The sequence below is a fragment of the uncultured Roseovarius sp. genome, from assembly GCF_913054395.1.
In the GTDB taxonomy this organism is placed as follows: Bacteria; Pseudomonadota; Alphaproteobacteria; order Rhodobacterales; family Rhodobacteraceae; genus Roseovarius.
Genome location: NZ_CAJXIP010000017.1, coordinates 30,508 through 45,268, shown reverse-complemented (window position 1 = coordinate 45,268; position 14,761 = coordinate 30,508). Strand labels below are relative to the sequence as shown.

Annotated in this window: 11 protein-coding genes and 1 pseudogene; 8 read left to right on the top strand and 4 right to left on the bottom strand. The window is 60.5% G+C overall.

The genetic code is table 11. The annotated features are described in order from the left end of the window. Nucleotides 1–220 precede the first annotated feature (220 nt). Nucleotides 221–1,015, bottom strand: coding sequence for an IclR family transcriptional regulator (locus QZ522_RS04260; protein ID WP_294607920.1), 795 nt, complete (start codon nucleotides 1,013–1,015; stop codon nucleotides 221–223). A gap of 181 nt (nucleotides 1,016–1,196) precedes the next feature. Between QZ522_RS04260 and QZ522_RS04255 the strand changes: the two genes are divergently transcribed. The 8 genes and pseudogenes from QZ522_RS04255 to QZ522_RS04220 all read left to right on the top strand — a co-directional run bounded on the left by QZ522_RS04255 (nucleotide 1,197) and on the right by QZ522_RS04220 (nucleotide 11,011). Next, nucleotides 1,197–2,714, top strand: coding sequence for an ABC transporter substrate-binding protein (locus tag QZ522_RS04255; protein WP_294607917.1), 1,518 nt, complete (start codon nucleotides 1,197–1,199; stop codon nucleotides 2,712–2,714). A 128-nt stretch (nucleotides 2,715–2,842) separates the two neighbouring features. Beyond that, nucleotides 2,843–3,760 carry an ABC transporter permease gene (locus tag QZ522_RS04250; protein WP_294607914.1) on the top strand — a complete coding sequence of 306 codons (918 nt, stop codon included), beginning with the start codon at nucleotides 2,843–2,845 and terminating at the stop codon, nucleotides 3,758–3,760. Nucleotide 3,761: 1 nt separating this feature from the next. Continuing rightward, nucleotides 3,762–4,664: an ABC transporter permease gene (locus QZ522_RS04245; protein ID WP_294607912.1), complete on the top strand. Its 903-nt coding sequence runs from the start codon at nucleotides 3,762–3,764 to the stop codon at nucleotides 4,662–4,664. Between the two features lie 3 nt (nucleotides 4,665–4,667). Then, complete coding sequence (locus tag QZ522_RS04240) at nucleotides 4,668–5,663, top strand: ABC transporter ATP-binding protein (protein ID WP_294607909.1); 996 nt, start codon at nucleotides 4,668–4,670, stop codon at nucleotides 5,661–5,663. Beyond that, nucleotides 5,660–6,682: an ABC transporter ATP-binding protein gene (locus QZ522_RS04235; RefSeq protein ID WP_294607905.1), complete on the top strand. Its 1,023-nt coding sequence runs from the start codon at nucleotides 5,660–5,662 to the stop codon at nucleotides 6,680–6,682. Before QZ522_RS04240 ends, QZ522_RS04235 begins: the two co-directional genes overlap by 4 nt. A gap of 2 nt (nucleotides 6,683–6,684) precedes the next feature. Continuing rightward, a pseudogene (locus QZ522_RS04230) lies at nucleotides 6,685–8,271 on the top strand (gamma-glutamyltransferase). Next, complete coding sequence (locus QZ522_RS04225) at nucleotides 8,268–9,656, top strand: M20 family metallopeptidase (protein ID WP_294607902.1); 1,389 nt, start codon at nucleotides 8,268–8,270, stop codon at nucleotides 9,654–9,656. The pseudogene QZ522_RS04230 and the gene QZ522_RS04225 overlap by 4 nt, the downstream one beginning before the upstream one ends. A 209-nt stretch (nucleotides 9,657–9,865) precedes the next feature. Then, the gene (locus QZ522_RS04220; RefSeq protein WP_294607899.1) at nucleotides 9,866–11,011 is read left to right on the top strand and encodes an HPP family protein; all 1,146 of its coding nucleotides are present in this window, start codon (nucleotides 9,866–9,868) and stop codon (nucleotides 11,009–11,011) included. Nucleotides 11,012–11,070: 59 nt separating this feature from the next. Here QZ522_RS04220 and QZ522_RS04215 read toward each other — a convergent pair whose 3' ends face one another. The 3 genes from QZ522_RS04215 to QZ522_RS04205 form a co-directional block, all read right to left on the bottom strand. Next, nucleotides 11,071–12,780, bottom strand: coding sequence for a TRAP transporter large permease subunit (locus QZ522_RS04215; protein WP_294607896.1), 1,710 nt, complete (start codon nucleotides 12,778–12,780; stop codon nucleotides 11,071–11,073). Beyond that, nucleotides 12,777–13,319 (bottom strand): TRAP transporter small permease subunit, encoded by a 543-nt coding sequence (locus QZ522_RS04210; RefSeq protein ID WP_294607894.1) that lies wholly within the window; start codon nucleotides 13,317–13,319, stop codon nucleotides 12,777–12,779. The genes QZ522_RS04215 and QZ522_RS04210 overlap by 4 nt, the downstream gene beginning before the upstream one ends. Nucleotides 13,320–13,513: 194 nt before the next feature. Continuing rightward, the gene (locus QZ522_RS04205) at nucleotides 13,514–14,569 is read right to left on the bottom strand and encodes a LysR family transcriptional regulator (protein ID WP_294607923.1); all 1,056 of its coding nucleotides are present in this window, start codon (nucleotides 14,567–14,569) and stop codon (nucleotides 13,514–13,516) included. Nucleotides 14,570–14,761: the final 192 nt, after the last annotated feature.

Here is a 14,761-nt window from a genome sequence, read left to right as displayed (position 1 = left end):
AACATAAGCAAAACCGCCGACGCCCCGATAAGAACGCCACCCACCAGTGACAAAAGCGGCGTAAACGCCGTTTCAACGCCTGTCATAGTCTCTTTCCCTTCGCCTTACGCACCCCGGTCCATGGAACGGGGCTATATTACAGTTATTGAATATATGCAGGGCGCGCGCAATTTCACACTGTAAACGCCGTGACGTCACAGAAAACTTACCGTTGCTGCGCTTATCGCCCGTCTAAAGCGCGCTGCGACTGGAATGAGGGCGAAATCGCGTTGGCGGCGTCCTGAAGCTTGGGCAAAATCTCTGCCACGATCTTTTCCCTGGTCCAGGTATGCGCAGAAACAGAGCATTGCACCGCCGCAAAGGCGCGACCGTCGGGACCGATGATCGGCGTCGCGACGGCCATCTCGTTCAGGATCATCTGGCCTTGCGATATGGCATAGCCATCATGCACCGCGTTCTCGACACTGGCGCGGATATTTTCACGGTCCAGCGTGGTATTCGGGGTAAAGACCCGAATCGGCCAGCCATCCACCGCTGCGCGCCGCTCTTCCTCGGGATAGGTTGCAAGAATAACGCGCCCTGCGGATGTCGAAAGCGCCGGCAAGCGCCGCCCGATCACGGTCGCGGCAAAATACGTCCGCTTGCACGGCAGGCGGCTCACGTAAATGATGTGATCGCCCGACATTTCCGCAAGGTTGACAGTTTCCGCCAACTCCTGACTAAGGTTGATGAGCTTGGGCATCGCCTGGCCGACAAGCGGATCGGACCAGTAATAGGCATAGGCCATTTCAAGCCAGGCATGCGAGGGACGAAACCGTCGTGTGCCGGAATCCTTGTCCAGCATCCCCTCGATATGAAGCGTATTGGCAAGACGCTGCGTGGCGCTTTTATCAAGGCCGGTTCGCGCGGCCAGTTCCGACAGGGAAAGCTCGCTATGGCTTTCGTCGAATGCCCGCAAAAGCCGCAGCCCCTTGGCAAGCGACCCGACGTAAAGCGTATTCTGCTTTGTTTTCATGCGCCTCTCACAAAATCCCGGGACCTCGCCCATGCGGGGGGTTGACGGATGGCCCTGACGTGATCTTAATGGATCATATGGCAACATCAAGTATTATTATGTAATACACGATAAACTGGCCAAGAAAATGCGCGGGGCCATAATCGCGCGGATCAATGCAAGACCAACAAGGGAGAAACCGATGACAAAATCCTGGTTCAAAACCACCATCGCCAGTGTCGCCCTCATCGCGGCAAGCGGTGCCGCATGGGCGGAAAAGGCGAATGACACGTTGCGCGTGGGCTTTACCAAAGAGCTTGAAAATGTTGACAGCTATTTCAATTCCTCGCGCGAAGGCGTGGTCCTTCAGCGCGCGATCTGGGATGGCCTGATTTACCGCGATCCGATCACCAACGAATACTCCGGCAACCTTGCCACCTCCTGGGAATGGATCGACGATCTGACGCTCGAATTCAAACTGCGCGAGGGCGTGACCTTTCACAACGGCGAGGTCTTCAACGCCGATGACGTGGTGTATACCGTCAATTTCGTTTCCAAGGAAGAAAACGGCGTCAAGACACAGCGCAACGTGAACTGGATGAAATCCGCCGAGAAGATCGACGATTACACCGTGCGCATTAACCTTAAAGAGGCCTTCCCCGCCGCGATCGAATTCCTCTCGGGTCCGGTCTCGATGTACCCTAACGAATATTACGCCGAAGTCGGCCCGAGCGGCATGGGCCTCAAGCCCGTCGGCACTGGCCCCTACAAGGTGGTTTCGGTGGTCCCCGGCCAGCATTTCGTGCTGGAAAAGAACGACGGCTATCACGATAGCCCCAAGGGCAAGGCCAGCATCACCAACGTCGATATCCGCACCATCCCGGATGTGAACACCCAGATGGCCGAACTGTTCAGCGGGTCGCTTGATCTGATCTGGCAGGTGCCCGCCGATCAGGCCGAGAAACTGGCCCAGATGGACCAATTCACCGTGAGCAACGAATCGACCATGCGGGTTGGCTATCTCTCGATGGATGCCGCCGGTCGTTCGGGCGATACGCCCTTCACCGATCTGCGCGTGCGTCGTGCCGTGAACCACGCCATCAACCGCGAAGAGCTGGTGGGTGCGCTGCTCAAGGGCAAATCCAAAGTGGTCTGGACCCCCTGCTTCCCAAGCCAGTTCGGCTGTGTTCAGGACACTGCGACCGAGTATGAATACGACCCGGAAAAAGCCAAGGCCCTGCTGGCCGAAGCGGGATATCCCGATGGCTTCACAACCGAGTTCTACGCCTATCGCAACCGCGAATATGCCGAGGCGATCCTGAGCTATCTCAACGCCGTGGGCATCAAGGCCGATTTCAAATACCTGCAGTATTCGGCCCTGCGCGAACTCAACATGACCGGCGACGTGCCGCTGGCCTTCCTCACCTGGGGCAGCTTCTCGATCAACGATGCGTCGGCCATGGTCAGCCAGTTCTTCAAGCACGGCTCGCTTGACGACGCACGCGACGACCAGGTGCTTGCAGACCTTACCATCGCCGATAGCGCGACCGACGACGCGACCCGGATCGAGCATTACGGCAAGGCCATCGCCCGGATCACCGATCAGGCCTTTTGGGCGCCGATGTTCTCGTACAACACAAACTATGTGTCCACGAAAGAGGTAGAGTACACGCCCACGGCCGACGAGGTGCTGCGCTTTACCACGATGACCTGGAACTGATCCCGGTCTGTGCGGGGGCGGCCTTCCTGCCCCCGCATCCTCACTCGCCTTGATCCGGGTGCCGTCATGGCACCAAATCACGCTGCCCGTGCACATTCCTGCCCGCGCCAACAAAAGGGGCTGCCGCCGTGCTCAATTTCATCCTGAAACGTCTGGGCCTTGCCATTCTGGTGGCCTTTACCGTCTCTTTCATAAGCTTCAGCCTGCTGTTCATGGCCGGTGATCCCGCAGTTGCCCTTGCCGGTGAAACCGCCAGCGGCGAAGATATTGAGGCCCTGCGCAAGCTTTACGGCTTTGACCGCCCGATGCTGGTACAATACGGCGAATGGCTGTTTTCCGCCCTGCGCGGCGATTTCGGCGAAAGCTATTATTTCCGTCTTCCGGTCGCCTCTCTGATCGCCGAACGCCTCAGCGTGACCATGACCCTCGGGGTTTGCGGCATCACCTTTGCCCTGCTCACCGCCGTGCCGCTTGGCGTCGCCGCCGCTATCCGCCCCAACTCGATCATCGACCGGGTGGCGCTGTTCCTGTCGGTTGCAGGGCAAGCGATGCCCAGCTTCTGGTTCGGCCTGATCCTGATCGTGCTCTTCGCAATCAAGCTCGGCTGGCTGCCGCCCTCGGGCGCCTCGACCCCGGTGCATTTCATCATGCCGACGATCGTCCTTGGCTATTACGCCATGCCCGCGATCATGCGCCTGACGCGGGCAGGCATGCTTGATGTGCTGTCCTCCGACTATATCCGCACCGCCCGCGCCAAAGGTGCGCCCGAAATGCGTGTCCTCTTCCGCCATGCCCTGCGCAACGCGATCATCCCGGTGGTCTCGCTGGCGGCGGTGCAGATGGGTTTCATGCTCGGTGGCTCAATCGTGGTTGAATCGATCTTCGCGCTGCATGGCGCCGGTTACCTCGCCTGGGAAAGCATTGCGCGCAATGACCTGCCCACAGTTCAGGCCCTGATCCTTGTCTTTTCGATGTTCTACATCGTCTTCACCTTTCTCGCCGATGTGCTGAACGCCTGGCTTGATCCCCGCATGCGGAGCAGCTGAGATGACCCAGACCGACATGACTGACCCCCTCCTGCAAGAGATTACCGGCCCCACACCGGGCCAGATGCTGCGCAAGCGCGTCTTTGGCCACCAGGGCCTTTTGATCGGCTCCATCGTGGTTGGCCTGCTGCTACTGGTCGCAATCTTCGCGCCGCTGCTTGCCCCGCATGATCCCTATGCCCAAAGCCTGATGACCCGGATGAACCCCCCCGTCTTTCTCGGCGGATCGTGGGACCACCCGCTTGGCACAGACCACTTGGGTCGCGACTATCTCTCTCGGCTGATCTATGGCGCACGGGTTTCCTTGATGATAGGCCTGATCGCCGCCCTGATTTCCGGCGTGATCGGCACTGCCATGGGCGTTGCGGCGGGCTATTTCGGCGGGCGTGTCGATATGGTGGTGACCTTCCTGATCAACGTGCGCCTTGCCATGCCGGTGGTGCTTGTCGCGCTCGCGGTGGTGGCAATCCTCGGCGGCTCGCTTCAGGTGGTGATCATGGTGCTTGGCTTCCTGCTCTGGGATCGCTTCGCCGTGGTCATGCGTGCCTCGACGCTTCAGGTGCGCGGCCGCGAATACGTTGCCGCCGCCCGTGCCATAGGCGCCTCGACCCCTCGGGTGATCCTGTCGGAAATCATGCCCAATATCGCCAATAACCTGATCGTCGTGGTCACCCTGGAAATGGCCCATGCCATCCTGCTCGAGGCGGCCCTCTCGTTCCTCGGCCTCGGGGTACAGCCGCCCACGCCAAGCTGGGGCCTGATGGTCTCGGAAGGCAAGAACATGATGCTGTTTGAGCCCTGGATGGTCCTTATTCCCGGTGCGGTCCTCTTTGTGCTGGTGCTGGCAATCAACCTTATGGGTGACGGGCTTCGCGATGTCACCGCCCCCGAAAACCGGAGCTGAGCAATGGAAAAACCTCTTCTAAGCGTCCGCAACCTGACCCTTGATATCCCCGTTGGCGGTGGCACGCTCCATGCCGTGCGCGGCATTGATTTCGACCTCAAGCGTGGCGAAACCCTTTGCATCGTCGGCGAAAGCGGATCGGGCAAATCGCTTACCTCGCTGGCGCTGATGGGCCTTTTGGGCAAAACCATCAAGCGCTCGGCCGACGAGATGAGCTTTGACGGAACCGACCTGACCCGCGCCAATGCCCGCACCATGCGATCCCTTCGCGGCGGGCGCATGGCGATGATCTTTCAGGAACCGATGACCTCTCTCAATCCCGCCTATACCATCGGCGATCAACTGACAGAGGCTCTGTTACTGCATAAACCCGTCGGAAAAGAGGCCGCCCGCGCCCGCGCCATCGAGCTTTTGGAAAAGGTCGGCATCACCGCCGCCGCAAGCCGCCTCTCGCAATATCCGCACCAGCTTTCGGGTGGCCTGCGCCAGCGGGTGATGATCGCCATGGCCCTGATGTGCGAGCCGGAACTTATCATCGCCGATGAGCCCACCACCGCGCTTGACGTCACCATTCAGGCCCAGATCCTGCGCCTGCTCTATGATCTCGGGCGCGAGATGAACATGGCGATGATCCTGATCACCCATGATCTTGGCGTGGTGGCGCGCGTCGCCGACAAGGTGGCGGTGATGTATGCCGGCGAGCTGGTCGAAACCGGCTCGGCAACCGAGGTATTCAACTCGCCCTCGCATCCCTACACCCGCGGGCTTTTGCGTTGTATTCCGCTGCCCGGCAAGACCGAACGCGGAAGCACCCTTGGCACCATTCCCGGCATCGTGCCCTCGTTGATCGGCGATGTGGCTGGCTGTGCCTTTCGCACCCGCTGTCCGCATGCCACGCCCGCCTGTCGCGGCGACATTCCGCGCCATACGGCCGAGGGGCACGCCTTTCGCTGTGTCCACCCAGACGGCAAACGCCACGCAGAGGAGGCCACCGCATGACCACCGCCACGGCCAAAGCGCCCCAAGCCGAAACCGCCGCACCCGTTTTGGAACTGCGCGGCGTGACCAAGACCTACCGCGTGAAACAGGGCCTGTTCGGCACGCCCCGCCCTTTGACAGCGGTCAACGATGTGTCGCTCTCTCTGCCGCGTGGCGAGGTGCTTGGCCTCGTCGGTGAATCCGGCTGTGGCAAATCCACCCTCGCCAAGATCCTGCTCGGGCTTGAAAGCCCAACGGCGGGTCAGGTTCTGGTCGATGGCCAGGAAATCGGCGCCCAGGATCGCATGACCCTCGCGCGCCGCATTCAGCCGATCTTTCAAGACCCCTATTCGTCACTGAACCCGCGCAAAAGCATCTTTGACATCGTGTCGCTTCCACTTCGGGTGCATCGCATCGGCGACCATGCCAGCTGGCAAAAAGAAGTCCGCAAGATCCTCGATATCGTCGGCCTTCCGGCCCGCGTGATGAACACCTTCCCAAGCCAGATGTCGGGCGGCCAGCGCCAGCGTGTCGCCATCGCCCGCGCCCTGATCATGAAACCCGAGATCGTGATCTGCGACGAACCCACCTCGGCGCTCGACGTTTCCGTACAAAGTCAGATCCTCAACCTTCTGGGCGATCTGCGCCGCGAATTTGGCCTGACCTACCTGTTCATCAGCCATGATCTGGCGGTGGTCGAGCATCTCGCGACCCGCGTTGCGGTGATGTATCTTGGCCGCATCGTCGAAGAGGCCGAGGTTGGCGGATTGTTCGACCACGCCCGCCACCCCTATACGCAAGCGCTTTTGAAATCCGTCCTGACGCCGGAACCGGGGCTTGGCGTGCCTGATACACAGCTTGGCATGGCCTATCCCAACCCGATTGATCCGCCCTCGGGCTGTCATTTCCATCCGCGTTGTCCCAAGGCCACCGAGTTCTGCAAAACCACGGCCCCACGCGCCCTGCCCACGCCCCTGGGCCATGTCGAATGTCACCTGCATGACCCGGACGGGCCGATGTATATCGCCAAGGAAGGTTAACGATGTCCGACAACCTGTCGCGCACAATGGTCACCCGCAAGACCGTTATTGAAACCGAATTCGGCGTGGTCGCCGCCCAGCATCGACTTGCTGCCCAGGCCGGGGCCGATATTCTGGCCGCCGGGGGCGATGCGGTCGATGCCGCCGTCGCCGTATCCTTCGCCATCGGCGTGCTCGAACCCTGGATGAGCGGCCCGGCGGGCGGTGGCGCCCTCATGCTCTGGCGTGCCGATAGTGGCACGGCGTAAACCCTCAACTACGGCATGCGCTCGCCTGCCTCGCTTGATCCCGCCAATTATCCGCTGACCGGCAAGGGCATCGCCGGTGATCTCTTTCCCTGGGAAGAGGTGGTCGAGGATCGCAACGTCCAGGGTGCCACCGCCATCGCCGTCCCCGGTCTGGTCGATGGCATGGGACAGATGCACGATCGCTTTGGCCGCTTGCCCTGGGCCGATCTTCTGGCCCCTGCGGTCGCCTTCGCCAAACAGGGGCTGCTGGTCGACTGGTATGCCGCCCTCATCATCGCATCGAGCACCCGCGCCCTTGCCCAGGACCCCGATGCGGCGGCGCTTTTCCTTGAAGACGGCCAATGGCCCACCATCAGCGGCTGGACCGCCCTGGCCGAAAAAAGGCTGGATCAGAGCCGCATGGCCGACAGCCTTGACCAGATTGCCCGCTACGGCGCCCGCACCTTCTATGACGGCGATCTCGGCGCCGCGATGGCCGGTGACATTCAAGCCAAGGGCGGGTGCCTCACGGTCGACGACCTGAAAGCCTATCACGCCCGGATGCTTGACCCGCTCAGCTTTGACTATCGCAACACCCGCTTTCATGTCCCCCCCGGCCTGACCGCGGGTCCGACTTTCCAACAGGCCCTTGCCCTGATGGAAACCCGGCCCTTGGGCGACAGCCCCGGCCCCGAGGCCTTTGCGGCCTATGCCGATGGCCTCAAATCCGCCTATGCCGCGCGGCTGGGAGCGATGGGAGACACCGGCGAGACCGAAAAGGCCCCCGGCTGCACCACACATTTCGCTGTGGTGGATCGTTCTGGCAACATGGTCTCGCAAACCCAGACCCTTCTGTCGATCTTCGGCTCTCGCGTGGTGTCGCCCTCGACCGGCTTCCTGATGAACAACGGCATCATGTGGTTCGACCCCGTTCAGGGGCGCCCCAACTCTCTTGGGCCCGACAAGGCCTGCCTGATGAACGTCTGCCCGATCCTGGGTGAGACCGGCGATACCCGTTTTGGCTTTGGGGCCTCAGGCGGGCGGAAAATCGTCTCTGCGATGGCCCAAATGGCCTCATTCGTTGCCGATTTCGGGATGGATATCGCTGAAACCTTCCACCATCCGCGAATTGATGTTTCGGGTGGTGAAACCATCGTGGCCGATGACACCCTGTTGCCCGACGTGCTTGCGCGCCTGCGGGCCGATCACCCGGTTCACGCCACACGGCGCAGCCCCTTCCCCTATGCCTTCGCCTGCCCCGCCGGGGTAATGCGCCGGGGCAAGGTCAACTCAGGCTGCACCGAAATCATGTCGCCCTGGGGCGATGCCATCAGCGAACAGACAGGCCAGACAAACCAATGACGCGACGCACAGCAATAGACACTATTTCCGCCTATTTCGACGATAAACGTTTCCAGACAGAGCTTGCCTATCTGGTCAGCTACGAGACCGAAAGCCAAAACCCCGATCAGGCCCCCGAACTTGGTCGCTATCTGGCGGATGCCATGACGCCCCGCCTCACTGCCATGGGCTTTACCTGTGAAACCTATCCCAATCCCGTCGCCAATGCCGGTCCCTTCCTGATCGCCGAGCGGCACGAGGGTGACGACCTCCCGACAATCCTGAGCTATGGCCATGGCGACGTGATCCGCGCACAGACCGATCAATGGCGCGAAGGCCTGCACCCGTTCAGGATCGTTGAAGAAGGCGACCGCCTTTACGGTCGGGGCACCGCCGACAACAAGGGCCAGCACCTGATCAATATCGCCGCCCTCGATGCGGTGCTGCAAACCCGTGGGGCGCTTGGCTTCAACTGCCGCATCGTTATCGAGACCGGCGAAGAAACCGGCTCTCCGGGGCTTGCTGAGTTTTTCGCCGCGCACAAAGACAAACTGACCGCCGATGTGCTTATTGCCTCTGATGGACCGCGCCTTCAGCCCGAAACGCCGACCATGTTCATGGGCTCGCGCGGCGGGGTCACCTTTGACCTTGTCGTCGACCTTCGCGAGGGTGCGCATCACTCGGGCAACTGGGGCGGCCTGCTTGCTGATCCGGCGATGATCCTGGCACAGGCGCTCTCGACCATCACCGATGCACGTGGCCAGATCAGGATCCCCGAATGGCGTCCCGACAGCCTGACCGATGACGTCCGCGCCGCACTGCGTGACCTGCCGATCGACGGTGGCGATGGTCCGGCCATCAACCCCGATTGGGGCGAAGAAACCCTGACCCCGGCCGAGCGCGCCTATGGCTGGAACAGCTTTGCCATCCTCGCCATGAAAAGCGGCGTCCCCGAGGCCCCGGTCAATGCGATTTCCGCCCATGCCCGCGCCACCTGTCAATTGCGCTATGTGGTCGGCACAACGCCCGAAGACATCCTGCCCGCGCTGCGCCGTCACCTTGACGCGCATGGTTTTGACGCAGTGAGCATTGAACCGCATGAACGCGGCTTTTTCCGGGCCACGCGGCTTGATCCCGGTCATCCTTGGGTCAAATTCGTCGCCCACTCGCTTGAACAGACGTCGGGACAGGCACCGCATATCCTTCCCAATCTGGCCGGCTCGCTGCCCAATGACTGTTTCACCGATATTCTGGGCCTGCCGACGGTCTGGGTCCCGCATTCCTATCGCGGCTGTTCGCAACATGCGCCCGACGAACATGTGCTCAAACCGGTCTGCCGCGACGCGCTTTGCCTTATGGCAGGCCTGTTCTGGGATATTGGCGAGGGGAACACGCCCGCAGGGTAGCGCCCCGCGACGCGATCTCACCCCACGATCACAAACAAGCGGACCGCGTGACTTTCGCCAGAATTTCAACGGACCCATAGCAAGCTATTGCGGACGTTTATTCTCGCAATCGGCCTGCTTATGGATGTTGTGTCCTTCTTAAAATCGGCAGGTTGATCTTTTTGCAAGCTGATGAAATTTTGCGCAAAATCCAGATAGGAGGCGCAACGTTGCAAATTCTGAAATCGCTTGGCCCAGCAGTATCGCGCGTCTCCGGCGCAGAGGCCATGCGTGCGGGACTTGGCGCCGTGGCCGGACTGGGACTGACGGGGCTGTTTCTCCTGTCGCCACAGGTTGACACGGAACTGGGCTTGTATCTCGTCGCTCCATTTGGCGCGTCTTCGGTTCTCTTGTTCGCGGTACCGAACAGCCCGCTGGCACAGCCTTGGTCAGCTGTTGTCGGCAATACGGTCGCGGCCATCGTCGGAGTTGCTGTGTGCCTGACCGTTCCGGACCCTGCCTTGCGGATTGCCTTGGCTGTGGGTCTCACGATCACGGCGACCATCCTGTGCCGGGCCGTGCATCCTCCTGCGGGAGCGGTCGCGATGACGGCCGCCATGTCTCCTGACGCTATTGCGCATCTCGGTTTCTGGTTCGCCCTGACGCCGATTGCCTTGGGGACAACGATCCTCGTGCTTCTGGCGACCGTTTACGCGCGACTGACCGGCCGCCACTATCCGTTCCGGCACTTCGATGATCCGAGCAAGCATGGCACACTGGACCGCAACCCAGTCGAGCGTCTTGGGCTGTCGGAAAAAGAACTGACAGCTATCCTGGAACGTTATAGCCAGTCCTTTAACCTTGGCGCGGAAGACCTGGCCCGCTTGATTGGTGCGGCCGAGCTTCAGGCCGCCACCCATATCTCCGGGCCGCTGACGGCACAGGACATCATGTCCCGAAATCTCGTGACGGTGCGCTCTGAGACCGCACTGGGCGATATTGCTGACTTATTCCGGCGGCATCGTTTTACATCGCTTCCCGTCGTGGCGGCCAACAAGACTTTCCTGGGGGTCATCTTCCAGATGCATCTCATAGGTCAGGCACGCGCTGACGCGCTGCGCCTTGATCGCGGCTACGGCGCGGCGCTTCGACGGTTGCTGGACCGGGATCGAGCCAAGCCAATGACAGCGGGCGATATCATGAGCGTGGCGGTACCTCGCGCGACGACCGACACCCCTATCGGCGCGCTGCTGCCCATGATGGCGGACGGCGATACCGATGCCGTTCCCATCATCGAATTGGGAAGGATCGTCGGCATCGTCACCCGGACAGACCTTATTGCGGCACTGGCACGGAGTGCTGCACGCAGCCCCTAGCCAGCAGCGGCATTGCGATTTGTGGACAGCACCGGCGTGACCCTGGGCGGATGGCCCTGTTAGTCCTGCGATGTCCCCAGAGGCGCGAGTTGCAACGGGGCCAGACCCCCGCTGGGCGATCCCGGCAGGCCGGGTAACGCCCCCCCACTCATCCCCGGCAAACCGGGCAGGTTCTGCTGGATTCCGCCCGGGATTGGCGGTGCTACATCCTTGTAATGGGTCACAAGCCCAGGAAAGGAGATGACGATGGCCAGAACCAGAGCCTGCAAACCAATGAACGGCAGCGCGCCTTTATAGATTTCGATAGTGCGAACCGCCTTCATCCGGCGCTTGGTGACGGGATCGGTCCAATCCTCATGCGGCGCGACCGAGCGGAAGTAAAACAACGAGAACCCGAAAGGCGGGGTAAGGAAGGATGTCTGAAGATTGATACCCAGAATGACCCCGAACCAGATCAGGTCGATGCCCAATTGAGCGGCTACCGGTACCAACAGCGGCACCACGATAAAGGCGATCTCGAAGAAATCGAGGAAACAGCCAAGGACGAAAACGATCAGGGTCACAAAAACCAGAAACCCAAGCTGCCCCCCCGGCAACTGCAACAACAGCTCTTCGACCCAAAGGTTGCCATTGATGCCATAGAAGGTCAGGCCGAAAATCCGCGCGCCGATCAGGATGAACATCACAAAGGCCGCCAGACGTGCGGTTGAATCCAGCGCGGATTTGAGCATCCCATAGCTAAGCCGCCGCCGGATGAACGCCAGCACCAGCGCCCCGGTCGCCCCCATCGCGCCACCCTCGGTTGGGGTGGCGATACCCAGAAAGATGGTGCCCAGAACGAGGAAGATCAGTGCCAGCGGCGGGATCAGCACGATCACCACTTCCTCGGCCAGATAGGACATCAGGCCCAGAGACAGCTTGCGATTGAGCAGTGTCGCACACAGTGCAAACAGCGCCGCCAGCGAAACCGATGCCACCAGCCGCGTTTCGGAAGCAAAACTGGTAAAACCCCAGCGTTGCGCGGCCAGGGCCAGGCCGACCGACAGAATGATGATCCCGGCCAAGGAACCAAAACCACCCTTGAACTTGCGCGCCTCCAACGGCAGCGCCGGCATCACGCCGGGGCGGAAAATACTGAACCAGACCACAAACGCGCAATAGATACCGATGGTGATCATCGCAGGAACAAAGGCGCCCACATACATGTCGTCCACGGGGCGGCCCAGCTGATCAGCCATGACGATCAGCACCAGCGACGGCGGCACAATCTGTGCCAGCGTGCCCGAGGCCACAACCGTGCCCGACGCGATCGCGGGGCTATAACCATAGCGCAGCATGATCGGCAGCGATATCAACCCCATCGCCATGACTGACGCCGCAACGATCCCGGTTGTCGCCGCCAAGAGCGAACCCACCAGCACCACCGCCAACGCCAGCCCACCGCGCACGGGGCCAAACAACTGGCCGACCGTGTCCAGCAGATCCTCGGCCATGCCGGATCGTTCAAGCACAAGCCCCATGAAGGTAAAGAACGGAATCGCCAGTAGCGTTTCGTTCGACATGATCCCGAACACACGGCTGGGATGCGATTGCAGCAAGGGCCAAGACAGGTTTATCTCGTTCGAGTAGGGCGAAAGTTCGACGCCGATCACGAAAAAGGCCAGACCGCCTGCGGCAAGGGTAAAAGCCACGGGGTAACCCAGCAGCAGCATCGCCATCACCGAGCAGAACATGATGGGCGCAAGGTTGTGTGCAATCAAATCAATCATAGCTGATCAAGCCCGTCGTCGCCTGGAGTGTGGATTGGTACGCCTCTCAGCACTGCAATCCGTTTGATGATTTCCGACGCGGCCTGAAACAGCAGCAACACGAACCCCAGCAGAATCAGGAACCTTGCCGGCCAGATCACCAACCCGCCAAAATTTGACGAGGTTTCACCCGACAACGCGGCGCGCAGAAAAAACGTCCAACTCAACCAGGACATCAGGATGCAGAACGGCATCAGAAACGTGATGTGGCAGATCAGGTCGATCACATCGCGGGTTTTCTGGCTCAGCATGCTGGTCACGATATCAATGCGCACATGGGCATTGCGGCGCAGCGCGTCTGCCGCCGTCAACATGAACACCGCTCCAAAGAGATACCATTGCAGCTCCAGCCAGGCATTGGACGAGACGTTGAAGGCCTTGCGCGAAATGGCATTGGCCGTGCTGACCAGAACTGCGGCCAACACGAACCACGACACGTAGCGGCCAAAAAGCGCGGTCACGGCGTCGATGGCGCGTGAAATTTTCAATATCAAGGACATCACTTTTGCCCCCCCTGTTTTCCGGATTCCCGCCGTTGTTGCACACCTCAGACCAAGCCGCCCAGGCATATGATCGTTCATTATAAAACCTGGCCGACGAAGCAAACCCCCGCTTATCGGCATGTTTGCGACGCTGACAGCCTATGCGCATGCCCTCGCCAAATCGTCCACCCCTTGCCGCCCCGCCTGCGTTACTATCGTGCTGCTAATGCCTCTTGCATCGCCTCCAGATCGGTTCGCACCAGCGCCATCAACTGTTCCGAAAAACTGTGGTGCACATACCCGCGCGGCGTGATGATCCCCACGGCCCGATGCGCCTGCGCATGGTCTATCGGAATTATGCCGCACCCGCTCAGGGTTTCCGCCGCCAGCGCGATGCTTGGCAGGATACAAACGCCGAGACCGGCACTGGCAAAGGCAAGCGCGGTTTGCGCGCTGACCACCTCGTATTGAACCTTGATCTGCGCGCTTTCCGCAGCCACCAACCGATCAAACAGCGCTCGCACGGCGGTCGCCTTGTTCAACAGGATCAGCGGAAAGTCTTGCAACTGTGTCACTGTCAACTGCTTGATATTGTCATTCATCGCGTTGGGGACACATGCAATCAGCGGATCGTCGATGATCTTGTCAAAGAAGAAATCAGAAAGGTTCGGAACCTCGGGGCCAATATAGAATTCGACCTCTTGCTGCTCCAGCAACAGCAGGGCGGCGGCGGTGGGCACTTCGGTCACCTGGACCACGCTACGCGGATAGCGCTGTTTGAAGGTCGCCAGGATGTCGCCCAACCGGCCCGAGGCCAGGGTCGGCGCACAGGCGATGCGGATCTTGCCTTTGCGCTGTTCGGCCAGATGTGTCAGCCGGTCCAGGCTGGATTCAACGTCTGCCATCGACTTGCGAATCTGTTCAAACAGAATTTGCCCTTCGGCGGTCAGCAGCGCCCGTTGCGGGGTGCGCTGAAACAGGTTGATGCCGATCTGCTCTTCCAGATTGCGAATTTGCATGCTCACAGCCGAAGCCGAGCGATTGCTTTCTTCCGCGGCACGCCGAAAGCTGCCGTGTTCGGAGGCGAGCAAAAACGTCTGAAGAAGTTTTAAATTGATATTCGACATGTGACCCAAAGCAATTTGCGTTCTTCCTGAAACCGGGAAAATGGCAGACGCTTTAGCGATCAGGTTTGTGTGCTGGGATCGGACGCGCGGCCTAGATTGCGGGCTTGTTAACCCGTTCCACAATTGCCATAAACCCGGCATATTCACCGCCGGGAATCGTCAGGTTATTGACGGCAATCCCGCCTCTCATCGCTTTGCCCCAGCGTTCAGGACGTCGAATATCTTCCTGCCGAGCGGTGCACCAACCTGACCTGTTGCGCCGGTTTGTTCATATCATCGCTCTTATGTGCGCTCATTGCCCCACGCCCTCGCCAGCCAATTCAGAAAAGTCGA